Here is a 23,425-nt window from a genome sequence, read left to right as displayed (position 1 = left end):
TCCTCACTAAAACTTAATCTTCAATAATATGATCTTCCAAATCGATATCGTCTGTTTCAAGAATCGGATTCAATGCATGAACGCCATGTGCTCTTACACTCTCACGTGTGCCGCTGATCAGCGGATGCCATAAAGGGAGAGATAAATTATGGTAGCGCAGACGGTAGGCGCAGGTCTCGGGAAGCCAGTCAAATTCTGCGGCCCGTTGGAAGGTGAGCTGGGTGCACCCCTGTACTTTTTTAAAACGGTTGGGATAGTCGCTGCACTCTCCGGCTTTGATATCATAGCAGTGGCATACGACACGGGTCATTAAGACGGGGGCATGCTCATCTTCGTCGTCTTGAAGTTTATGCAAACAGCATAAGCCGCATCCATCGCATAGCGCTTCCCACTCATCATGAGAGAGTTCATTAAGTTTTTTTGTTTCCCAAAAGCGGGTATCGGTAGTTTTCATGATGACAGTGTAGCATTTGAGAGATAAATAATGCCATTACTCCCGATATCAGAGAGCTAAATGCTCAGGTGCTATAATGGGGATAAAAGAACAATTATTACAAGGAAACTTTTTTCGATGAAACTTAAAATAGTATGCATGAGCCGTAAACGTGGGTAAAAAGGACGAAGTCCTCAAAAGGGTATTCGGGCACTCCTCTTTTAGAGCATTTCAAGAAGAGGCCGTTGATGCGATCGTAGCGGGATCGGATGTGATGATGATTTTGCCGACCGGTGCGGGAAAATCACTCTGTTACCAGCTTCCGTCGTTGTTGATGGAGGGGGTTACAGTGGTGATTTCACCGCTATTAGCTCTTATGCATGATCAGATAACGGCATTGGGAGCTTTTGGGATTGAAGCGGCGATGGTCTCATCGATGCAGACTTCCGAAGAGATCACTGCAACGATGCAGCTTGCGACTGTGGCAAAACTCAAATTTTTATATGTTGCTCCTGAGAGGCTAAAAAGCGGCGAATTTATCCGATTTTTACGAAACATCCCCCTAAACTTTTTTGTCGTCGATGAAGCTCACTGTGTCAGTGAATGGGGGCATGAATTTAGGGAAGATTATCGGCAGCTCTACCGTTTGCGCGAGTTGTTTCCAAATGTCCCTATAGCGGCATTTACGGCGACGGCGACGCATATGGTGGAACACGACATCCTCTCTCAATTACGGCTCAGAGAACCGGTCTTGATACGGGCGAAAGTCTCTCGGGAAAATTTGACGATAGGTGCCCTTCATCGAAACGGAAACGGGCGTGAGCAGCTGATGGAATTTTTGAGCAAATACGAGCATGAGAGCGGTATCGTTTATACCTTTACCCGCAAAGAGGCGGAAGAGCTTGCTAAATTTCTCTCAACTAAAAAGATACCGGCACAAGCCTATCATGCGGGACTCCCGAGCGAACAAAAAAATGAGACCTATCGGGCATTTTTAAACGATGATATTCGGGTAGTCGTTGCGACCGTAGCGTTTGGGATGGGGATAGATAAAAGCAACATCCGCTTTGTAGTTCATACTTCGCTTCCCAAAACGATCGAAAACTATTACCAAGAGATTGGGCGTGCGGGGCGTGACGGACTCGATGCCTCTACGCTGCTGCTGTTTTCGGCTTCGGACTTTTTAGAGCGTAAACGGATGATAGAGTCGCAAAGCGACTCTCCCTATAAAAAATTGGCGTTCGAAAAACTCGAAGCGACCGCAAAATTTGCCTCCTCTCAGGTGTGCCGCCATCGGCTGATCGCCGAATATTTCGATGATAGTGCCACTGCGTGCGGCGTACGATGCGATAATTGTCTGGAACCGGACAAAGAGAGTATCGATATCACCCAAGAGTCGCTTAAACTCCTCTCGGCCGTTTATCGCAGCGGTCAGCGGTTTGGACTCCATTATGTAATTGATATTCTCCTCGGTTCCAAAAATGAAAAAATAGAGCAAAACGCTCATGAGCGCCTTTCGGTTTACGGGATAGGTAAAGATAAAAGCCGCCGGCAATGGCTTAGCATCGGAGATCGTCTTATGGAACTCGGGGCATTGGCACAAGGAGAGTTTCGTGTGGTTGCAATCGATGAATACGGGTTGCATATCCTTAAAAATTCCCTCGCTGTAACGATTCGTAAAGAGCGGTTGGAAGAGAAACAGCGAGGCGTAAAGGGTAGAAAAACAGCTTACGGATCTGAAGAAAATCATACGGTTTTTGAGCAATTAAGGGGATTGAGAACGGAAATTGCCAAGCGCTCAAATGTCCCGCCTTATGTTGTTTTTAGCGATAAAACACTTCAGGAGATGGCAGCTAAACTGCCGCAAAACCGATCTGAAATGTTGCAGATCGGTGGAATCGGAGAGGTGAAATTTGATCGATACGGAGAGGCATTTTTAGAACTTTGCCTCTTTATTCAAACGGGTACTATTTAGCCGTTTCGACAATGAGCGGCGATTGATTTTCAAATTTTAGGTAGATAAGCCGGTGCTTTGGGGAGTCATAAAGGCGAAACAATTCACACCGTTTGCCGATAAGATCACTGTGGATCAGATAGAGTGCTTCGGGACGTATCGGCAAAGTGATGGGGTAAGCCGATTCGAGTCGGACTAGAGTATTGTGTGCTTTAAGTACGACCCAAACGACAAAAGGGCGATCTATCCCGTACAACGATCGGTTGGAACCGCTAATCGATATTTGATCAAAATCTTTGCTCGTGCTTGCCGTTACGTTTATTGCTTGAGCGCGGTCTACATCGGTTCGCAACAGTGAAATAATTTGGTTTTTTTTGGAAATGAGAGCCTCTTTTTGTTGAAAAAAGCTCTGTTGCTTGCGCAACTCATCAATCGCTCCGAATAAAAAAACGGTGATAAGACCAAAAAGGGCGATGGAAACGACTAACTCTACAAGGGTAAAGGCATTGCGTCTCATTGGAGCCCCGACGTGATGGTAAAAAATGATCTTTTTTCGTTGGGATTTTGGAGGATCACTTTTTGGATGGCGATAGAGCTGAGCGCCACGCTAGAACCCATACCGTTTACCGGAGTGTTCATAAGGGGGTTGATGATCTCTTTGGGCAGTAGACGAATCTCATACGTGGCTGATTGCAGAGATTCTCTAATAACGGGATGATCGATGCTATAACGATTACGAAGTATCTCATCTACACTAAGCGTTCTGCCGTGAAAGGTATCATTGACTTCTCCAGCGACTAATCCCATCATAATAGAAGAGTTAAAACGTTTTAAAGCATTGGCAGAAGTAGTGGAAGCGTGGGAAATAACTTTCATCAATGCCATCGTCGCGATAGAAGCAATGGTAATGGCGACGAGTGTTTCAATCAGAGAAAACCCTTTAGTGAGTGCCATAGATATCATCTCCTCTTTGAGGATAGAGTGTTTCATCAAAGACAAATTTACGTAAACTCTCTTCACTGTAAGTGATATAGGGTTTATCCCCTCCCAGTGGTGCATAAGCATAAAATTTGTTGTTGCTCTTTAGAATCAACGGAGTGACTGAGCCATCGGGAAGAAGGGACATCTCGAAACACCCTTGGCTCAAGCCATTATCCGTCCGCGCAACCACCTTTCCCAATACACGAAGTTCGCCGAAACGGTTAAAACCATAGCGCAGCACCGGAGTATCCGAGTGTAGATGTGCCGTCGTAAGGAGTTTACCCTCATTGGAGAATATTCGGCACTCTTGGCAGGGTACATCGCAGAGCAACCGAATGGTACTGGATTGGGAAAGGGCTAAGAGGGTCGTTTTCAAGGTGGATGCACTGAGCGTCGCAGCGGTGACTTTCTCTCTTTTTAACGTAAAGAGTCCGATCGAATAGACGATCCCTATAATCGTCATAACGATGAGCAATTCAAAGAGGGTCATCCCTGAACGCGCTGTTTTCATTAGCGGCACTCAGAGAGTTTTTGATCCTTCTCTTCGTCTTTTCCACCCTCTTTACCATCGCTTCCTAAAGAGATCAGTTCAACCACACCATCAAGATTGAGATAAAGATAAGGTTTATTCCACGGATCTTTAGGGATGTTTTTTCCCTCAATGTAGCCGCTTGGGGCATACGATGTGTACGCATCAACGTTCGGATTCGTGATGAGGGCTTTTAATCCCTCTTCACTTGTCGGATACGAGCCATTGTCTACTTTGAACATTTTGAGGCTTTCATTCAAACTTTTCATCTGAATACAGACCAATTTTTGTTTGGCCTCTCCGCTTTTGCCGGTGATATTGGGGATGACGAAGGCTGCCAAAAGCCCTAAGATAATGATAACGACCATGATTTCAATCAGTGTGAACGCTTTTTTTTGGGTAGAAAACGGCATTTCATCGCTCCTGTTGTCTGTAATAGTTGTAGGATTGTATTTGAAATATAAGAAAAGGTGACTTAAGGTTCATATTTTGGATCCTTTTTATATTCATAAAAAATTCATCTGTACCAGATATACTTATCTTCATAAATAAAAATATATGAAACTGAAGAATGTGAATGAAAAGACGTGGCATGGTTTTGATGATGACGTTGGTCCTGATAACAATGCTGATGGGAATCGTCGCTTTGGTATTGACGCAGAGTGAACGTTTGTCACGGGTGGGGAATAATGCGTTTTATCAAAGTTCGTCGTTTGGGATTGTAAATGATTTAGAAAAACAACTTCCTGCTTTGCTGAGTGTTATTAGCGGAGCGGAACAACTCGATTTGGCAATACGCCTACCGTTGCAGTTGGAGAGTAAAAAAAGGGACTTTTCTCTTAAAGCACGACTCTCTTCCCCCTACGGTCGATTAAATATCAATCGTCTTATGAGCCCTGAGGGGCAAGTTAATGACATGAATGTGGCATTATTAATGCGGATATTTGCTGTGTATCCGATTGCTGACGCTGATATTTTTATTAAGCTCCTTTTTGATACAATCGATACTGATACCGTAGAACGTGGGACGGATACAGAGATAGCATGGACATCCACCGATTTTAAAAACGGTGTGATCGCGGATGCTAGAGCGTTTAACCGCATATTGGAACGTTACATAGAACTGACACGAGATACGACGATTTTATCAATTCCATGGGACCGGTATATCGGATATGATGGAGAGAAGATGGATTTCAATGCCCTCAACCCTGAAACGCTCTCCTTGGTATTACCTAAGATTTCTGCTGAAAAAATCCGTTCTCTGACCCTCTTCCGCACCAAAGCGTACGCGTCAAAAGAAGAGGCAATTTTGGCAGAACCTGCATTGGGTCCTGTATTTGACAACTATTTTTTCATTTACAAGCCGGGAGTTTCTTACAATCTTGTATACGATGTACGAGTAAGTGAAAATGGACATGAAGAACATGTACGGTTTCAATACAATCTCTTGGACAAAAAAGTACAACGTGTTGAGTTTCTTTAATATGACGCGTTTTGGCCGATTTTTTTGTGATACATTTCCGCGCGTTAGCCGTTTGTTCTGTCCCTCGGCCCATCTAATTTATAGTAAGGGGGATTTGTCTGTTTCGAGTGAATCGGTTTTGATCCTCTCTCCGAGTGATTATTGGGCATTAGCAGTTAACCTTAATGTAAAAACGCCCAAAGAGGCGGCAAGTTATGGTGCCGCATTGTTTGATTTGGGTAAGGAGTATCGCTACGAGGCACAAAAAGTGGGAGAGAATAGCTATATTCTCATTGCCTACAGCCCCGATGAACTCGCTCAACGCTTCAATCTCCTGCCGCACCTTTCAGTGATCAAGAAAATGACGTTTGCCCAATGGGTATTCGCCGAAGAGCCGCGCCCGATTTATCTTCCTAACGGGAAATATTTAACTACGCTTGAGGGGATTATTGTTGAAATAGATCCCTTATATATTGACACAAAACCTTCCGTTACATTGGATGAAGTGCTTTCTCATCCAAGACCTTTTTTAAAAACAATTCCGATAGAGGGGTTATCAACCGCTGAACTCACCCCAAAAACACTCACAATAACCCTAGTTATTTTAGGGATCCTTTTGGCAAATCTTGTCGCAGAAACATTTTTGAGTTATCAAAATTCAGAGCATCTGAGCCAAGAGATGCAAAGCGTGTTGGAATTATCCAAATTACCCGAAACCTCGATTGAGCGAGACGCGATTCTGGCTAATTTAAAGGTTAAAGAGGCCAAACAACTCCATTTTCGTCAGCTTTGTAAAGCGATCAGCGACCTTCCTATAGAAGGGAAAAGTCTTGTTAATCCCAAGGTTCCGAATATCTCTGCGGCTGTGAATGCAACGCCGGAGGGGATTGTCCTTATTCCGGGTTCAAAACCGGGTGAACCGAACCGTCTTTTGATCGAACATACCGCATCGGCTGCGAATATCAATGTTCACGGTGAGGGGATAGAGACATTTAATTATGATGGAAACGCCGTTAACTTGATAATAGAAACACACGATTCTGCGTCCAATGAATCTCTAAAGCGCGAGATTTCCAAACATTTTAATCATGCGCAGATCAATGATCATGACACCCAATTAGAGGTTCGGTTAAAATGAAGCCTAAATCATTGATATTTACCCTATACGTTATGGTGGCTCTGATTGTTCTTGCCGGAATAGGGGCTAGAGAACACTCACTTGCACAGGAATTAAATGAGGAACATACACTTCTCTTACAACAGGTTAAGTCAATCGATCTTTTAAAAAGACGTTGGTCAATCCAAGAGTCACAACGTGATTTTGAGTATTTGAAAAATCATCCCAACTTAATCAAACAAGAAAAACGGGGGGGGAACGTCTATTTTGAATATGATAATCTCTCCTCAAGCGAGTTTAATATTCTCACTAATAAACTTCTTAATTCCATGTTGGTGATCAAAAAACTAACGCTTCAACGTAACGGTGCTTCAAAAGGGTACATTACGGTGGAGATTGAATCATGAAACGTTTTTTTTACACTTTGTACATTCTGTTGGTCATAATCGTGATGATTCCGAAAGAAAAACTTTATTTCACGTTTGAATCGATCCTTTCACACTACCATCTTTTTATCAGCAATGAAGAGTTTACGAATGCACTTGTTTATTTTGATGCCGATAACGGGGTGGTATTACTTGACAACCAAGAGTTTGCTTCGGTGGAACATATCCGAATTGCACCGTGGATTTTGATCAATCGACTAACGCTCTCAAATATCTCTTTTTCACCGCTGTATCGAAACTTTTTTCCGGGTAAAATTGAGACTATCGCTTTTACCTATTCTCTTCTTCACCCTTTGCATGTTGAGATCGAGGGAGAGGGCGATTTCGGTCATTATGAGGGTACTGTGGATCTGATCGATCAAAAGGTTAGGGTTGTTTTTGATCCTACACCACAACTTCGCGCTTATGGGCTGCTTGTGAGTAAATTGCATCAGGAGAAAGGGGGATTGGTATATGAAAGCACTTTTTAATGAAGCCCTCTTTCAGAGATTCAATCTCTTGGCTTTGCCATTGGTTATAGTATGGAGTTTATCAAGTGTCGGAGGAGTGTTTTTATCCCATTACACTACCGAGGGGTTTGCCTCTGCCTTTGATCCCTTTTTTGAAATTTTTCATTTTGGAGAAAAATTCGGTATTGCAGAACATTTTGAGGGTGCGATACATACCAAAACCGTTACCACTACCTCTCTTGTTCCCGATCCGCACCGTATCAAAGCGATTTATCGCTCAAACTCCGGTTCGTTTGTGAGTATCAGCGATGCGCAAAAAACCCTTATTGTCCCATTGGGCGGCATCTATAAAAAAGTATTCCGTCTTACAGCCCTGCGTGATACGACGGCAACGTTTCGCGGATTCGGTAAGAGCTATACGCTGAGATTGGGACATGACGATCCTCTGGCGCGTCAAGAAGTGATGAACGAATCAATATCGGATCCTGCTCAAGAGAGTGGGGGTACAAATGAACGGCACACGATTGCGTATCAAGTCATTATGAATCAGATGAGCGATCTGCAAAATATCGGGAAAAATATTGATATCTCTGAAGTTGCTAATGGAGATAAAATTACCGGGTTTCGAGTCAATACCATTGCTCCGGAATCAATATTTGCGCAACTGGGTATTATGAATGGAGATGTCATCCTCTCCGTCAATAATAAAAAACTCTCCTCCTATGCCGACGCGCTTGCAGTGTATGGTCTTATACCGCATCTGCGAAGTATCCGCATCTCTGTTAACCGAAATAATCTCCAAAAGGATATCGTCTATGAAATCACCCGTTAAAATTTTGCTCTTCTCGATGTCACTCGCGGCGCTTTTGATAGCGTCTCCTATCCATACGGAAAAGGTCTCTCTCGCAATTGATGGAATGGGAATTTCCGACTTTATTAAACTGGTTGCCGCATCGACACATAAAAATATTTTTATCGGGGATGAGATACCCGGAACAATCAGCTATGCCGGTAACAAACCGATTCAGCAAAAGGATCTTTTCGGGATCTTGCAAAGTACACTGGATGCGCGTGGGTATACTCTGGTGGATACCGGAGGTGGGTATTTAAGTGTGGTCAAGACAGCGGATGCGATCCAAATGAATCTTCCACTTATGGAAAAAAGTGACATCCCGCAAATGCAAACCCACATTTTTACGTTCCATTTTTCTTCCGCTGAAACGATGGGAACCAAGATTAAGCACTTCAGCAGTAAAAATGGCAAAATCACTGCATCCAAGGAGTCAAATTCGGTTATTGTGACCGATTTTCCTGAAAATATTGCTACTATCAAAAAAGCGATGGTTATCCTTGACGCGCGTGATGAGACGATAGCAAATACTACCCATATCATTTCTCTAAAGAATGCAGATGCTAAATCCATTGTGGCCACTCTCAATACGATTCTTGGAAAAATGACATTGATTCCGGGGCAGCAGCCGCCGAGTATTACAAGTGATGATTCGACCAATTCGCTGATTATTATAACAAGCGATGATTTATTCAAAAGTCTTGAATCAACGATACATGACTTAGATCATAATCGACAGCAAGTCTATGTGCGAGCGAAAATTATTGAAATCAGTGAAAATAAATCTCAGGAAGTCGGGATAAAATACGGTCTTTCCGGCGGCAAAGTAGGGTCAAACGGGCTTTTTACCTTTAACTCTCTTTTGGGAGATGGCAAAACATCGGCAGTATCCCTTGATTCGACTCTTTTGGGTGCGATCACCCTTCCAAGTCTTACAAGCGGGATTGCGCTAGGTGCCAATATTGCCCTTTTAAATTCGAACGGTGCAGCAAATGTTTTATCGGAACCTTCTATTCTGTGTATTGATAACCAAGAATCGTCAATTTATGTAGGGAAAACAGAGTCAATCAGCTCAGGGGTAACTCAGGGAGTGGGAACAGGGATAACGCAAAATTATACTCGTCAGGACATCGGACTGACGCTAAAAATCAAACCGCGTCTTTCCAATGATAATAAAGTTCTTTTAGGGGTGAGTGCAAAACTCGAAGATATTGAGCCCAATTCCATAGCCGATCGTCCAAGCACCACCAAACGAGAGGTAATTACTTCCGCTATCGTCAATAACGGAGAGAGCGTTATTATCGGGGGGTTAATTCGGGAAAAAATCGATGAAACCAATACAAAAATCCCCCTTTTGGGTGACATTCCTGTAGTCGGATATCTTTTTAAAGACAAGGTGACAGCCCACGATAAAATCAATCTCGTCATTATACTGACTCCCTATATCATTGAAAAAAGCAGTGATTTGAGCGCACTTCGAGTGCAGTTGAGTGAACTTGATGCGATACAAGATCGTTATATTGCCAACATAACCAAAAACTTTGAAGCTAAAAAAGAGCTCAAGCCATGATTCAATTCCCCCTGTTGGATGAAACGCGCATTGAATTCACCCATCCTGAAAGTATTGATCTTGCGTTATGCATTCGCCACTCCCTTTTGTTTTGTACTTTTGAGGGGGAGACGTATGCCATTATCCCTGAGGGACAGCGATTAACAGCCCTTCAGCTTTACAATAAACTTTCACTCAGCTACCCGATAGCCTATTTAGGTCAATCAGGGTATGAAAATCTCTATTTGAAATTTTTAGAGCTGAAAACTGATCTTGATATCTCTGCAACGGCTCCGAGCAGCAGCGAATTTATCGATGAAGAGCTATCGTTGATCGATTTTATTAAAAATTCGGCGGATTTGCTGACCAGCGAAGAATCAGCCCCTATCATCAAATTTGTTAACACGATTTTTTATCAGGCGATCAAGCGTAAAGCGAGCGATATCCATATCGAAACCCATGAGAAAAAAGGGGAAGTACGTTTTCGGATTGACGGAGCGCTCATAAAACATATCGATTTGGATAAAAATATCATCGATTTGATTATCAGTCGTATTAAAGTTATTTCGGCGTTGGATATTTCGGAAAAACGGCTTCCCCAAGATGGGCGTACTCAGGTAAAAGTAGCCGGAAAAAATCTTGATGTAAGGGTATCGGTTCTTCCGACGTATCACGGAGAGCGGGTTGTGTTACGGCTTTTAATGCAGGCGGCTTCGATTCCTGCCTTACGGGAACTTGGATTTGATGAGAAAACGACCTCAGAGTTTGAAGAGCTTCTCAAATATTCACACGGTATCATCTTGGTCACTGGGCCTACGGGGAGCGGTAAATCGACGACATTGCACTCTTTTTTGCAGCAACTCGCAAGTCCGGAAAAAAATATCATATCCATTGAAGACCCGGTCGAGTACGATGCCCCTCATGTCAGTCAAATTGCCGTTAATACGAAAGCCGGATTGACCTTTGCGGGGGGATTGCGCTCCATTTTACGTCAAGACCCCGATATTATCATGATCGGTGAGATTCGTGATACCGAGACCGCCCATATCGCGATTCAAGCAGCGATGACGGGACACCTCGTACTCTCGACGCTTCATACCAATAACGCAACTGCTGCATTGACTCGACTGGCGGATATGGGGATCGATAAATTTTTGATCACTTCGACCTTGATCGGAGTATTGGCGCAGCGGCTTGTACGGCGTTTGTGCCCCTCCTGCAAAGAGATCGTTAGTTTGTCGAATGAAGATGCCGATGAATTGAAGATTGCGCACGGGCATAGCGTGGCACAACCCAAAGGGTGTGTCAAGTGTCATTATACGGGGTATCAGGGACGTGTTGCCATCGGTGAGTTTTTTATGCTGGATGATTCGTTACGGCCACTGTTGAAAAACAGTGAAAACGATTTTGAAATTCGTGAAATTATGCGAGAGAGGGGGATGCAATTTCTCTCCAATCAACTTATTGCACTTCTTCTGGATCACACGACCGGTCTTGATGAAATTATCCGTGTGGGAGTGAAAGAGGCGTAATGGAGTTTCATTACAAAGGGATAGACAGCACAGGGAAACCGCTAAAATCAACGATCGAAGCGGTAAACAGTGATGAAGCGAAGATGAAGCTCAAAGCTCTGGGTATTTTGTACTCGGACATCTCCACACGCGAGCAATCTTTTTTCGGTGTTCTTGCTCTGTTTAAACAAAAAAAATTCCCCGACAGCGTACTGGCAACACTGAGCCGTGATCTCGCCGTCTATCTGAATGCCGGAATCCCGCTGATCCGTTCATTGACCCTTTTAAAACATCAAAATCATGCGAATATCCGACTGGAACGTTTTTTTGAAACCGTGATTGCCCTTATTAATGAGGGGAAAAGCTTTGCACAAGCGCTTGAATCTCAAGAGCACTATACCCTCCCTATTTTTTACACCGGAACACTCAAAATATCGGAAGACAGAGGGATATTAGCGGAAGTTTTAAATGAACTCTCCCTCTATTTGGCGCTACAGGAAAAAATCAAAAAACAGCTGGCTCAAGCATTGGTCTATCCCTCGTTTATCGTAGTAGTATCGATACTGATGATTTCATTTATGCTCACCGTTGTGGTTCCGAAAATCACCTCTATTTTCGAGTCTACGGGGCAGGCTCTTCCATTGTTAACACAGATTGTTATTGCAATGGCCCATTTTTTTGCCCAGTATTGGTTTGTGATGGCGCTAGGCGTGTTGAGCGCCGTGGGGCTGTTTTCCTATAAAATGGCGACCAGCTACGACTTCAAAAAAGGGGTTCATGCCTTTATTCTGAATCTGCCTATTGTCGGAAAAATGGTCGAGACCAGTGATTTGGCTCGCTTTTGTACGATCTCTTCGCTACTGATCCGCTCAGGAATTCCGGTCGTTAATACGATCAAACTCTCCTGCATCACCCTCTCATCCGAAGTGATAAAATCGCTTTTCGAACAAGCCTCCGTAAAAGTTGTCGAGGGATCATCGCTCTCCAAGGCACTAAGACAAGAGGTGGGATATACGATTGACGATTCATTTATCGAAGCGGTGGCAATCGGCGAAGAGACCAGTGAACTCGCTTCGATGTTAGAGCACCTTTCATCATTTTACATCGATACGAACAAAGACAAAATCACCCTTTTCTTATCGGTACTGGAACCCTCATTAATGCTTGTTATCGGAGGGATAATCGGGGTGATGGTCACCGCAATGCTATTGCCTATTTTCTCGTTAAATTTGCAATAATAGTTTAGAACTTATGGTGATGTTTTTAACGCGATAATGAGTCTGTGAAGCCATTTCTCTTTGTGGGCTTGGGTTTTAGAGTGGTAGTTTCCGATAGCTTGGAGGTTAAATCCCCGTTCTTTGATATGTTCCGAGAGGAGCCAGCTTCCGGCGAAGATATTGATTTGGGGATTGAGTATGTTACGTTCATTGATTCCCCACGCCGATAACTTATGAAAATGGATCGAATTGATCTGCATTAAACCGTAATCTTTGGTTCCGTTATCGTTGATCCGAATGGCATTGGGATTGCCTGCACTTTCGATGGTTGCGATATTCTTGAGGAGTAGAGGGGGAATATTATAATAACTTCCCGCTTTTTGAAAGTAGGGTTCATACTCCGATACGTTCGCGAGGAGAGAAGTGCTGAAGAGAAGTGCGATAAAACAATTTTTTAACATTTCTTCCCCTCCGTACAATTGTAAAATTGTAGCACACTGGAAATAGTTTTATTCAAAGAAGATTATAATTACGACATGAAAGCATTAAAAATAATAATAATTGTGTCAATCATGACTTTTACTCTTACTCATGCCGAAGAGTATAGCTTTGGAAACGGAGTACAGGTGGCTGATTCTCCCTTGATTGTGGGGGGATATGCCTCGTCGATTATGGATCTAAATAAAAATAACCGCATGGTAAGTGTGGATGATGTGGCACTGTTAGCATACGGTGAATACGATCATATGGATTTTTTGGCAGAGCTTGAAACGGTGGATTTGTATAAAAAAGAGTTTTCAAACCGTCGCGATGAGAACAGCAGCGGTGCGATTCATGTTGAGCGGCTCTACGGAGACTATTTTTTTGGTCATAACGAACGGCTTCGGATCGGAAAATTTAATTCCGATATCGGGTTTTGGAATCAAATCCCTATCAATGTATTGCGTGATACGACCTCAAGCCCTCGCCTTGTAAGTGATTTTTTTCCAAAACTTACCACCGGTATCCAGTATGAGTCACGCCAGTCCATTGGTGCGGTACGTCGTATTTCAGTGACGCTGCAGAACAATCGTGACCTAGATATCGGGTTTAATAATTTTGATACCTATCGGCATTACGCCGCGACCTGTGATATCATAGATCAAGAGGCGTTGTGGCGTTTTAGTGGCGGATATTTTCAATATGAGCCTTGGAGGGAGGCTTATTATCTTTCGGGTGCGATGAAAACAGAACAAAAGAGGTGGACATTTCTTCTCGAATCCATCCTAAGACGCGATAGTGGTGAAGGGCGTGTAGCATACGATGTGTATGCACAAGGAGTATGGCATATGCGACCCGCACATGATCTGATTTTTCGTAGTGAAATTGAAAAAACACCGTTGACCTATGCGCATGATGGAAGTGCTATTGTAGGGTATACCTATCGACCGTTGAATAATATTGCTTTAAAAAGTGAGTATGAAGCGCATCAAAACACCCTTCTCAATCGCTGGCTCTTTTCATTCTCGGTCCTTTTTTAGGTGAATAGGATGAAAATGGCATTGGTTTTTTGGCTCCTTTTCAGTGGAATAGTACAACTGCAGTCTGAAACGCTCGTCATTGCTGCAGGGGAAAGTTTTGGTGTCAATGTCTTAGGGATCGATGAGATACGTTCGATCTATCTGGGTAAAAAATTCCGTCTGGGAAATCAGAAACTATTCCCCCTTAATTTAGGGATAGATAATCCGCTTCGTAATAAGTTTGAACAACAAGTTCTGGGAGAAGACAGGGATACTCTGGCACATAATTGGCTTCAAGCCCATTACCTTGGACATCATGCACCAAAAGTATTAAAAAGTCCCGAAACCGTTGCTGAATTTTTGACTAAAATAGATAATTCTATGGGGTATTTAGACGAAGATACAGCATTGAAATATCACTTAAAAATCCTTTTTCGTTTAAAAGAGTAATCGATGAAACATCGTTGGAACCGATTATCAATAGCTTTCAAGCTTTTCACGACCATTGTCGGAGGAATCGCACTTATTGTTATTATTTTACTTACCTATTTATGGGTGCATGAGTCAGAACTGATGCTTAAAAAAGAGCAGGACAGCCTTCATTCTCAGTCGGTTTTGGTTGCAAAGGATCTGAATACACATTTGAATATACTGTATAAAGAGATCCTTTTTTTGTCTCATCTTGAAGTGATGGATGATATTGTTGCTCGCGATATGGATCGGCGTATTACGAGTGTACTTGAACAAAAAGCGACCGATTTAGGGGAGTCCATTGTCCTCTTCACGATTACTCCGAACGGAATGATCTATGCCGCCTCCAAAGCATCTAAAATAAATACCGTGTCGAAGGATATAAAGAGGATTGCTACTGCTGTTAATACTAAAAAAACGTATCTTTTTTTGAGAGATAAACTTTATCTATTTACCCCTATTTACGGCTCATTTTACACTCAGGATTTATTGGGATATTTGGTACTCTCCTATCCGTTAGAAAATTTTTCACACCAATTAAAAACCGATCAAACCTTTTATCGGTGGTTAACCCCTCCCTCAGCCACATCCATAGTGTACAAATACACTAATCCCCTCCATAATGCCAATGCTTATTTACATGATAGCTACACCCTTAGCGGGATATTGGAGGGATGGGTATTGCATTACGCGATGCCTAAAAATGAAGCACTTTCTCTGTTGTACCATTTCCAAATGCTTTTTTTAGTGGGGTTTGGAGTAGGTCTCGTATTAATTTCCTTTTTAGTTTGGATTATTGTTCTTCGCATTATCAAACCGCTTCGTTCCCTTTCCGATACGGCAATGGCAATTGCGACGACGGGAGACTATACCCAAACGGTTCCTGAAACGGGAAATGATGAAGTGGGGATTATGGCTCATTCCTTTAATGCTCTGATGTTTACCACTCGAATGAGTATGAAGCGGTTGGAGATTGAGCGTGAAAAACATTGGGATAAATTGGTCAGTCTGATCGTTTTTTTCAATGCAATTACCAGATCCGATACCAAAGAATCGACCATTGAGATTGCTATGAGTGAAATTCGCCGTTTCAGTAATGCCAAAGAGGTTTATTTTAGTGAAGATCAATCTAAAATCAAGGGGGTATCTATTGCTTTGGACGCTGTTGGCAATGAGACTCACGGGGCTATCTGCATTATTGATCCGCAATTGACGAAAGAAGCCAATGAGCGTTTTTATGCTGCATTGGAGCGTATGTTGGCATTACAGATGCAACGTATTGAATTACTGGGCAAAACGCAGGCTGCTCTCAGCGCAAAATCGGCATTTTTATCGGCAATGTCGCATGAATTGCGTACTCCATTGGGATCGGTATTAAGTTTGACCCAGTATATGATGATACAACCCTCAACGCCCCAAGCAATAGCTGAAACATTGGGAAAAATTGAAAATTCGGCCTACCATTTGCTGGGTGTTATCAATAATATTTTAGATTTAGCCAAAGCAGAATCGGGGAAAATGGAACCTCATATGGAGCCTTGCGATCCTATTGGATTGATACGCGAAGCAATAGAGTTGGTATATCCTTTGGCAGAGGATAAAGAGCTGAGTATTACGACGTCGTATGTGTCGGTGAAAGATACGTTTATCAGTGATCCGCGCTTGTTTGGTCAAGTGGTGATTAATTTACTCTCCAATGCGATTAAATACACCGCTTTTGGCAGTATAGATGTAACCCTTCGCTACAGTGAGGGGATATTTATATTAGAGGTAAAAGACACAGGACGCGGCATTGCACATGAAGCATTATCCCATATTTTTGATGAATTTTATCGGGTACGTACGACAGAACAGGATCAGGCAGAGGGGAGCGGATTGGGGCTTGCCCTGAGTAAACGGATTGCACTGCTGCTTCGGGGAGATTTGCATATTATCAGTGAAGGGGAAGGGAAGGGGACAACGGCTTCGTTTCATTTTAGAACCTTCTAACCTTATTGTGCGATCATATACCCTACCCCTCTTACCGTTTGGATCAGTTCATCGGCATTAAGCTTTTTTCGAAGATTCTTAATATGGGCATCGACAATATTGCTGGCACTTACGTGGTCGAAATCCCTGCTTAGATGTTCTGATATCTGATACCGGGTGAGTACGGTATTGGCATTTAGGATAAGTAATTCGAGTAATTCAAACTCTTTGGCCGAGAGTTTTGCGGGGGTATTATCAATCAGTACACTACGAGAAGAAAAATCAATACTTAAATTCCCGATTTCTAGCAGGGTCTGTTTTTGAACGCTTTCACGACGAAGAAGTGCACGAATGCGGGCCAAAAGTTCGATATTGGAGAACGGTTTTTCCAAATAATCGTCCGCCCCCCCATCGAGTGCTTCGACTTTATCTTCGACCTCTTTTTTAGAGGAGAATAATAAAATAGGGGTTCTCATTTTTTCTTTTCGCAATTGTATCAGCAGATCAATGCCGCTTCCGTCGGGCAACATCCAGTCGAGCAAAATCAAATCATATTTTTTTTGAGTAATACATTCATCCCCTTCCCCTAATGTTTTAGCAATATCCACATGATAATGAGCATCGATCAGGAGTTGTTGGAGTGCATACAATAATTCTTCATTGTCATCAATAATTAAAAGATGCATGGGTTACCTTCGTTCATCAAATTTTCACAATGGTAGTTTACCATAACGCTTAAATATCAACTAAAGGAGTCAATATGCGTCAAGCAATTGGACTGGTTTCATCGGTACTTGCGGCATTTATCCTCACAGGATGCGGCGGTAGTGGGGTATCAACAGCAACATTTATCGATGCTGCTGTATCAGGATTGGAATTCGAGAGTGCTACGCAGCACGGTATAACTGATTCCAATGGTAATTTTATCTATAAAGAGGGTGAGTTGATCACTTTTCATATCGGTAATCTTTATTTAGGTTCTTCAACAGTAAAAAATGGAAAAGTCACCCCATTGGATATTGTAAAAACAGGCAATATTTCAGATGCGAAAGTTGTTCGCATGCTTCAAACACTTCAAACATTAGATAGTGATGGAAATCCGTCAAACGGTATCACTATTGATCCAGCAGTTGTGGCTATGCTCAAAACAAAATCTCGTATTGATTTAAGTAGTTCAACAATAACTGATTCTGATGTATTGAGTATGATTAATAAAAATGCTTATTCAGTTTCTTCAACAACAGCGCAAAGTAATTTTAAACCTGATACACCATCTAATGCCGCTAAGGGTTATATACCACCAACCATTGGAGCAGGTACAACAATAGGAACAGGAAGTACCAATACTGGAAATTACACTCTTGTGGCGTGGAATGACTTAGGTATGCACTGTGTGGACGGCAAAGACTACTCGGTCTTTAGTATCCTTCCCCCTTATAACAATCTTCATGCCCATCTTATTAGCAAAACGGTAACGAGCGGAAAAAATATCATCAGTGGAGTGACTCTGACCTATGAAGCAGTTGCGGATGCCAATGGATCTATCAATACAACGAGTAAAACGAAAACCAATTTTTGGACATGGGTCTATTCTTTATTTGGCGGCTCTCCGGCACCGGATCACGGGCTTAACCTTTCGAACCCATCTATTTCGAATCCAACGCCGAATTTAACCCCTGCGGCAATGAATTACAATAGTACTCAAGGATGGTGGGAAGCCGAGGGGATCCCTGTAACTCCGTATGATGACAATAATATTAAAAACTACTATCCGATGGTCAAAGTGGTTGCAAAAGATTCAGCCGGTACCGTATTGGCAACGACCAAAGTGGTACTTCCCGTCTCGGATGAGATGAGTTGTACGACCTGTCACGCCTCCAACAGTGTTGCTGCGGCAAAACCAACTGCCGGATGGGTCAATAATGCGACAGTAGAAAAAGATTGGAAGCAAAATATTCTCCGTCTTCATGATGAAAAACATCCGAGTGCGATTGCCGATGCGGGTATGGGTGCGTCCTATACGGGAGGAACTCTTTTGGCTACGGCCAATGCAGGACAACCGGTATTGTGTGCAGCGTGTCATAAGTCCAATGCCTTGGGTACGGGCTTGAAAACCGGTATTAAACCGTTGACCGAAGCGTTACACAGCAAACATGCTACTGTGACCGATCCGACTACGGGTCTTTCGATGGACAGCAGTACAAATCGCGATTCATGCTATAAATGTCACCCGGGATCCGTGACCAAATGTCTACGCGGTGCTATGGGTAATGCTAAAACAACCAGTGGTGCGAATGCTATCGATTGTCAAAGCTGTCACGGTAAAATGTCTGATGTAGGCCGAACAGGGCGTGAGGGGTGGTTGGACCAACCAAACTGCCAAATGTGTCATGATCGTAACGGATCATCTACGGCTAACTTTACACGATTCACCAGTGTTTTCTCTAGCGGAAGTACATTGCGAACGATTGTAGATCCAAAATTTGCCACTACGGCAAATGCTCCTGCTTCCGGTAAATCACTCTACCGATTTAGCAAAGGGCACGGTGATCTTCAATGTGAAGCGTGTCATGGTTCAACCCATGCGGAATACCCAAGTAGTCATGCGAACGATAATGTACAAAGTATCGCCTTGCAAGGACACACAGGAACGATCGCGGAATGTTCAACGTGTCATACGACAACACCGACTTCTTTTACCGGTGGACCTCACGGGATGCACGTTACCGGACAGAGTGCTGTTAGCTCACATCAACATGCTGCTGAGAGTAATCGGGCGAGCTGTACCGTGTGTCACGGTTCAGATTATCGAGGAACGATATTGTCCGCAACCTCTCAAGCGCGAACGCTAAGTGTTGAACATGGAATTAAAACCTTTGCTGCCAAACAAAAGGTCAGTTGTTACGATTGTCACAACGGACCAAATCCGTAATCTCCTTTCGACTATGAGCTCTTGCTACGGCAGGAGCTCACTTTCTTATCTTCTACTTTTAGCTAATCTTTTTCTTTTTATCAAATCTTTTTTTTAGAAATTTTGTTCATAATACGTTCAAAAAAAGAGAAATCATGACAGAACGTTTTAATGAAGCTGCCGCTCAGTGGGATAGCGGTGATATGCGTCAAAATATTGCCCACTCCACTTTTGAGACCATCGCAAGCCGCATCGCACTGTTGCCCCATATGGATATACTCGATTTCGGAGCGGGAACGGGACTTCTCAGTTTTAAAATCGCACTGCAGGTTAAATCGGTTGTCGGGATTGATCTATCCGAAAAAATGTTGGAACAAATCGAGGCTAAAAACAGCGATACCGTATCGGTTACACCGATATGTCAAGATATCATGAATGAGCCGTTAGATCAGAAGTTTCATGGAATCGTCAGCTCTATGGCAATGCACCATGTCAAAGATACCGCCACACTTTTTGAGACCTTTCATAAACATCTCAAACGTGACGGATTTGTTGCCATTGCCGATCTCGAAGCGGAAGACGGGAGTTTTCACAGCCACGGTAATGAGGGCGTTTACCATTTTGGATTTGAGCGTGATGCGCTGCGTCAGACGATCGAGAAGTGCGGTTTTATAAGTGTTCGATTTCACGAAGCCTATACGGTTGTTCGAGAGGATAAAAGCTATCCGATTTTCGTTGTAACGGCAATCAAAGTATAAAAATACTTCTACTTGCATGAATCTTGCATACTGTCGGTAATTCACTCCCTAGGAGTTTTCCGTGGTAAGCCGAGCTAAAATCAAAGAACTCATGAACGAGAGTGCCTGCTCTCACAGCAAAGATAAAAAACCCGGAGAGGGGTGTGATAAGCCTAAACCCGGTCTTGCCGCAGGGGGATGCGCTTTTGACGGCGCTCAAATCTCCCTTTTTCCCTATGCTGATGCCGTCCATCTCGTCCACGGTCCACAAACCTGTCTGGGTGCATCATGGGAGACCCGTGAGACAAAAACGTCGTACAAGGGGCGTGATCATACGCAGATGGGGTTTACGACAGGGATTAACACCAACGATGTCATCTTCGGCGGCGACAAACGGCTTGATGCGTCGATCGACTACATTATGGAACACTACAAACCCGAAGCGATTTTTGTTTATTCGACCTGTGTGACGGCACTCGTAGGGGATGACATCGATATGACCTGTAAATTGGCTGCGGATAAACACGGCGTCCCCGTTGTCCCTGTTCATGCCGCAGGATTTGTGGGGAGCAAAAATCTCGGTTCTCGCCTTGCGGGTGAAGCAGTTTTAGAGCATTTGATCGGTACCAAAGAGCCTGAACAGACAACTCCGTATGACATTAATCTGATTGGGGACTACAACGTCACGGGGGACATGTGGCAGTATCTCCCCATCTTTGAGAAGATCGGACTTCGCATCCTCAGCTCCATGAGCGGTGACGGACGCGTCGGAGATATCCGATGCGCCCATCGAGCCAAGCTTAACGTCATCGTCTGTGCCAAATCATTGATTACATTAACTCGTAAGATGCAGGAGCAATACGGTATCCCGTGGATTTCGGTCTCGTTTTACGGGAAGCGTGATACGACGTTTGCTATTCGTGAGATCGTTAATGCTTTGGGATGTCCGGAGCTTATCGCACGTGCTGAAGCGGTGATCGCGGAGGAAGAGGCGGCATTGGAAGAGAAACTTGCCCCCTACAAAGCCCTCTTCGCAGGGAAAAAAGCGGTACTTAACACGGGCGGAAACAAAGCGTGGTCTATCGCGTCAGGATTGCAGGATTTGGGTATCGAAGTGGTTGCTACGAGTGTGGCAAAATCGACGCAGGATGATATCGACAAAGCGCGGGAATATCTGGGTGAAAACGGAGTTTTGATGACGAAACCCGCCTCCGAGCAGGGGAAAATAATTGATTCTACGGGTGCGCATATCCTCCTCGCCGGAGGGCGAAGTCTCTACACCGCGATTAAGAAAAAGATCTCCTTTATCGACGTTAATCAGGAGAAGAAAACGAGCTATGGCGGATACGGCGGATTGCTCAATCTTGCGGAAGATTTGAAGTATGCTTTTCGTAATCCCGTCTTCGCCAATGTCGGAAAACCAGCTCCATGGGAGTTGTAGAGGTATCAAATATTGATACGTTTACATTAAAAAAATTAGAGAAATTCAACTCTGTGTTTGAAGGATAGGTTTGTTGTGTGTAGTTTTTGTTTCTTTGACATCGTTTTTGACAATGCCTAAAGTTACAATATCTACTGCGCCTCCAATCATTTTAGAGACACATCCTGTCATAAGTAATCCTATACAAATAATAGATATTACTAAAATGTTCTTTTTCATAAAATAACCTTATATTACTAATTTTAAAAGTGATTATATCTAAAACAGATTTGTACTTTTAAATAGCTGCTAAAAACTTAGTCCTAAAAGTTTTTCGCTAATGTGTCTTGTAATCCAAGAAGTGCTTTGTCCAGATTGAAGTCTGATTTGTAGACATCATGGACAGAGTACGTTTTTAGCGGTTTTGCTCCGCAAAATTGAAACGTTTTGTGCAAAGCGACATTGGCCTGATCGACGCTCATCCCTTCGAAAAATCCGTTCGGATTGTCAAACTCGCTCGTCGGACAGTTGTAGGTGAAACTGAGCATATACTCTTTTCCCTGCATCAATCCGCCACTTCCGTATTTTTTGGACGCATCGTCACGGCTTCTTCCGTCGCTGGTATAGGTGACTGTGTTGTTTCCGGCTGAAAAAATTTCATCGACGTATTTTTTAGCCAGCCACGGAAGCCCCATCCAGTAGACGGGAGATTGGACGAAAAAAACATTTGCCCACGTGAAATTTTCCAGCTCTACGGCGACATCGTAGCCGTTATCGATAGTGGTTTCCCGCACTTCATAGCCGTGTTCTAGAAAAAACGTTTTGGCTTCGTTCATGAGATCATGGGTCAGATTGCCGTTGGCAAACCCTTCATATTTTTGGTGGAGGTTGAGGAGGAGGACGTGTTTCATGGTAGTTTCCCTACGTATAGTATATTAGGATGGATTGTACTCCGATAGGGTAAACGGAAGATTAGGGGAATTATTTAGATTTATCATATCATTTTTGAGGAGATTTACATTAATCGTATCAATTATTGATACGATTAGAGGGTATAAATAAATCTAAGAGAGATATTGTTTGAGTTACGGAAGCGAACGAACGGTTTATTATACGGTGAGGGAAAAGTAAACTATTTCCGCAAATACTGAAGATGTTGATAGTATGGCGAATCCAAAAATTCGTTTAACAGTTCGATTGAGGGATCGATTAACTCGATCATTTCGAGAAGTGCTTGTTTGAGTTTTGGTAAAACTGCCCAAAGAATTTCAGCATCCGTACCGCGATAATCGTGAGATATTTTATCTCGTATCCCTGCTACATCCGACCAGTCTAGTTTGCTCACAAGAGCATCTTTCAATACTTGGTCTATTTTTTTGGATTCTTCGCCGATAGCAATAAACATCGAGATTACAGCATTGAGATGTATTTGCGAATCTGCCCAGACAAAATCGTTTGGATTATCAAAACCTGCTGAATATACCCAGCACTTTTCGGTACATTCAAGCATTGTAAAAATATATATCAGATTTCCATCGTTATACATAGATAAAATCTTTTTTAGCGTAATGTTTGATGATCGGATTCATGTATTTAAGCGGTACAAAATCAACTTTTGCTACATGTAAAGATTTTGCTATCTCATCGGAGATTCGTAAGAATTCAAAGCCGCTTTGTAATTCGACAGAACTGTCTCGTTCATAAAATATATCTACGTCACTGCTATCTTTTGCTTCGTTGCGAGCATAGCTTCCGTACAGTCCCAATGTCGTAATACCGTATTTATTGCGAAATTCGTCTTTTTTGCTTTTGAGATAATCGATGATGTACTGTTGTGTCATAGCGACCTCTCCGATTTAGAATAGGGTTATTATACACCAACCCTAAAAAATCACCGATTAACTCTTTAAAACCCTCT

General features: G+C 43.0%; 26 protein-coding genes. 15 read left to right on the top strand and 11 right to left on the bottom strand.

Features of this window, described 5'->3' with window-relative positions; genetic code table 11:
* Window positions 1-13: 13 nt before the first annotated feature.
* Entirely contained in the window at window positions 14-454 is a 441-nt protein-coding gene (locus WC407_RS07330; protein WP_373021956.1) for a YcgN family cysteine cluster protein, read from the bottom strand.
* A 151-nt stretch (window positions 455-605) separates the two neighbouring features.
* Here WC407_RS07330 and recQ point away from each other — a divergent pair, with 151 nt between their 5' ends.
* Window positions 606-2,408: a DNA helicase RecQ gene (gene recQ / locus WC407_RS07325; RefSeq protein WP_373021955.1), complete on the top strand. Its 1,803-nt coding sequence runs from the start codon at window positions 606-608 to the stop codon at window positions 2,406-2,408.
* Here recQ and WC407_RS07320 read toward each other — a convergent pair.
* The 4 genes from WC407_RS07320 to gspG are packed head-to-tail and all read right to left on the bottom strand — an operon-like array spanning window position 2,401 to window position 4,310.
* Window positions 2,401-2,904 carry a type II secretion system protein J gene (locus WC407_RS07320; RefSeq protein ID WP_373021954.1) on the bottom strand — a complete coding sequence of 168 codons (504 nt, stop codon included), beginning with the start codon at window positions 2,902-2,904 and terminating at the stop codon, window positions 2,401-2,403. The genes recQ and WC407_RS07320 overlap by 8 nt on opposite strands.
* Window positions 2,901-3,341 (bottom strand): prepilin-type N-terminal cleavage/methylation domain-containing protein, encoded by a 441-nt coding sequence (locus WC407_RS07315; RefSeq protein WP_373021953.1) that lies wholly within the window; start codon window positions 3,339-3,341, stop codon window positions 2,901-2,903. Before WC407_RS07315 ends, WC407_RS07320 begins: the two co-directional genes overlap by 4 nt.
* Window positions 3,328-3,879, bottom strand: a complete 552-nt coding sequence (locus tag WC407_RS07310; protein WP_373021952.1) for a prepilin-type N-terminal cleavage/methylation domain-containing protein — start codon at window positions 3,877-3,879, stop codon at window positions 3,328-3,330. Before WC407_RS07310 ends, WC407_RS07315 begins: the two co-directional genes overlap by 14 nt.
* Window positions 3,879-4,310 carry a type II secretion system major pseudopilin GspG gene (gene gspG / locus WC407_RS07305; RefSeq protein ID WP_373021951.1) on the bottom strand — a complete coding sequence of 144 codons (432 nt, stop codon included), beginning with the start codon at window positions 4,308-4,310 and terminating at the stop codon, window positions 3,879-3,881. The genes WC407_RS07310 and gspG overlap by 1 nt, the downstream gene beginning before the upstream one ends.
* A gap of 164 nt (window positions 4,311-4,474) precedes the next feature.
* Here gspG and WC407_RS07300 point away from each other — a divergent pair, with 164 nt between their 5' ends.
* The 8 genes from WC407_RS07300 to WC407_RS07265 all read left to right on the top strand — a co-directional run bounded on the left by WC407_RS07300 (window position 4,475) and on the right by WC407_RS07265 (window position 12,522).
* The gene (locus tag WC407_RS07300) at window positions 4,475-5,383 is read left to right on the top strand and encodes a hypothetical protein (RefSeq protein WP_373021950.1); all 909 of its coding nucleotides are present in this window, start codon (window positions 4,475-4,477) and stop codon (window positions 5,381-5,383) included.
* A gap of 94 nt (window positions 5,384-5,477) precedes the next feature.
* A complete protein-coding gene (locus WC407_RS07295; protein WP_373021949.1) occupies window positions 5,478-6,500 on the top strand; it encodes a hypothetical protein in 1,023 nt (340 codons plus the stop codon).
* Entirely contained in the window at window positions 6,497-6,886 is a 390-nt protein-coding gene (locus WC407_RS07290) for a hypothetical protein (RefSeq protein WP_373021948.1), read from the top strand. Before WC407_RS07295 ends, WC407_RS07290 begins: the two co-directional genes overlap by 4 nt.
* Entirely contained in the window at window positions 6,883-7,395 is a 513-nt protein-coding gene (locus WC407_RS07285; RefSeq protein ID WP_373021947.1) for a hypothetical protein, read from the top strand. The genes WC407_RS07290 and WC407_RS07285 overlap by 4 nt, the downstream gene beginning before the upstream one ends.
* Window positions 7,379-8,206, top strand: a complete 828-nt coding sequence (locus tag WC407_RS07280) for a hypothetical protein (RefSeq protein WP_373021946.1) — start codon at window positions 7,379-7,381, stop codon at window positions 8,204-8,206. The genes WC407_RS07285 and WC407_RS07280 overlap by 17 nt, the downstream gene beginning before the upstream one ends.
* Complete coding sequence (locus tag WC407_RS07275) at window positions 8,190-9,794, top strand: secretin N-terminal domain-containing protein (RefSeq protein ID WP_373021945.1); 1,605 nt, start codon at window positions 8,190-8,192, stop codon at window positions 9,792-9,794. The genes WC407_RS07280 and WC407_RS07275 overlap by 17 nt, the downstream gene beginning before the upstream one ends.
* Window positions 9,791-11,305 (top strand): GspE/PulE family protein, encoded by a 1,515-nt coding sequence (locus tag WC407_RS07270; RefSeq protein ID WP_373021944.1) that lies wholly within the window; start codon window positions 9,791-9,793, stop codon window positions 11,303-11,305. The genes WC407_RS07275 and WC407_RS07270 overlap by 4 nt, the downstream gene beginning before the upstream one ends.
* Window positions 11,305-12,522: a type II secretion system F family protein gene (locus WC407_RS07265; RefSeq protein ID WP_373021943.1), complete on the top strand. Its 1,218-nt coding sequence runs from the start codon at window positions 11,305-11,307 to the stop codon at window positions 12,520-12,522. Before WC407_RS07270 ends, WC407_RS07265 begins: the two co-directional genes overlap by 1 nt.
* Before the next feature lie 11 nt (window positions 12,523-12,533).
* Here WC407_RS07265 and WC407_RS07260 read toward each other — a convergent pair whose 3' ends face one another.
* Window positions 12,534-12,962, bottom strand: coding sequence for a lytic transglycosylase domain-containing protein (locus WC407_RS07260; RefSeq protein ID WP_373021942.1), 429 nt, complete (start codon window positions 12,960-12,962; stop codon window positions 12,534-12,536).
* 111 nt (window positions 12,963-13,073) lie between these two features.
* Between WC407_RS07260 and WC407_RS07255 the strand changes: the two genes are divergently transcribed.
* From WC407_RS07255 to WC407_RS07245, 3 genes are read left to right on the top strand one after another with little or no spacing between them, the layout of a single operon-like run.
* A complete protein-coding gene (locus tag WC407_RS07255) occupies window positions 13,074-14,021 on the top strand; it encodes a hypothetical protein (RefSeq protein ID WP_373021941.1) in 948 nt (315 codons plus the stop codon).
* Between the two features lie 15 nt (window positions 14,022-14,036).
* Entirely contained in the window at window positions 14,037-14,450 is a 414-nt protein-coding gene (locus WC407_RS07250) for a hypothetical protein (protein ID WP_373021940.1), read from the top strand.
* A gap of 3 nt (window positions 14,451-14,453) precedes the next feature.
* Window positions 14,454-16,460, top strand: a complete 2,007-nt coding sequence (locus WC407_RS07245; RefSeq protein ID WP_373021939.1) for an ATP-binding protein — start codon at window positions 14,454-14,456, stop codon at window positions 16,458-16,460.
* A gap of 2 nt (window positions 16,461-16,462) precedes the next feature.
* Here the strand turns inward: WC407_RS07245 and WC407_RS07240 are convergent, their stop codons facing one another.
* On the bottom strand, window positions 16,463-17,125 hold the full coding sequence (locus WC407_RS07240; protein ID WP_373021938.1) for a response regulator transcription factor: 663 nt from the start codon (window positions 17,123-17,125) through the stop codon (window positions 16,463-16,465).
* 74 nt (window positions 17,126-17,199) lie between these two features.
* On the opposite strand from WC407_RS07240, the gene WC407_RS07235 reads away from it, so the two are divergent.
* From WC407_RS07235 to nifE, 3 genes are all read left to right on the top strand, one after another.
* A complete protein-coding gene (locus WC407_RS07235; protein ID WP_373021937.1) occupies window positions 17,200-19,371 on the top strand; it encodes a multiheme c-type cytochrome in 2,172 nt (723 codons plus the stop codon).
* Between the two features lie 134 nt (window positions 19,372-19,505).
* Window positions 19,506-20,108, top strand: coding sequence for a class I SAM-dependent methyltransferase (locus WC407_RS07230; protein ID WP_373021936.1), 603 nt, complete (start codon window positions 19,506-19,508; stop codon window positions 20,106-20,108).
* Window positions 20,109-20,169: 61 nt separating this feature from the next.
* A complete protein-coding gene (nifE, locus tag WC407_RS07225) occupies window positions 20,170-21,528 on the top strand; it encodes a nitrogenase iron-molybdenum cofactor biosynthesis protein NifE (protein WP_373021935.1) in 1,359 nt (452 codons plus the stop codon).
* Between the two features lie 45 nt (window positions 21,529-21,573).
* Here nifE and WC407_RS07220 read toward each other — a convergent pair whose 3' ends face one another.
* The 4 genes from WC407_RS07220 to WC407_RS07205 form a co-directional block, all read right to left on the bottom strand.
* Window positions 21,574-21,747 carry a hypothetical protein gene (locus WC407_RS07220; RefSeq protein WP_373021934.1) on the bottom strand — a complete coding sequence of 58 codons (174 nt, stop codon included), beginning with the start codon at window positions 21,745-21,747 and terminating at the stop codon, window positions 21,574-21,576.
* A gap of 83 nt (window positions 21,748-21,830) precedes the next feature.
* Window positions 21,831-22,418: an NAD(P)H-dependent oxidoreductase gene (locus WC407_RS07215; protein WP_373021933.1), complete on the bottom strand. Its 588-nt coding sequence runs from the start codon at window positions 22,416-22,418 to the stop codon at window positions 21,831-21,833.
* A gap of 221 nt (window positions 22,419-22,639) precedes the next feature.
* Window positions 22,640-23,053 carry a DUF86 domain-containing protein gene (locus WC407_RS07210; RefSeq protein ID WP_373021932.1) on the bottom strand — a complete coding sequence of 138 codons (414 nt, stop codon included), beginning with the start codon at window positions 23,051-23,053 and terminating at the stop codon, window positions 22,640-22,642.
* A complete protein-coding gene (locus tag WC407_RS07205) occupies window positions 23,046-23,348 on the bottom strand; it encodes a nucleotidyltransferase family protein (RefSeq protein ID WP_373021931.1) in 303 nt (100 codons plus the stop codon). The genes WC407_RS07210 and WC407_RS07205 overlap by 8 nt, the downstream gene beginning before the upstream one ends.
* Window positions 23,349-23,425: the final 77 nt, after the last annotated feature.

The sequence above is a fragment of the Sulfuricurvum sp. genome, assembly GCF_041651515.1.
Classification (GTDB): Bacteria; Campylobacterota; Campylobacteria; order Campylobacterales; family Sulfurimonadaceae; genus Sulfuricurvum.
This window is presented reverse-complemented; position numbering and strand designations above follow the sequence as displayed.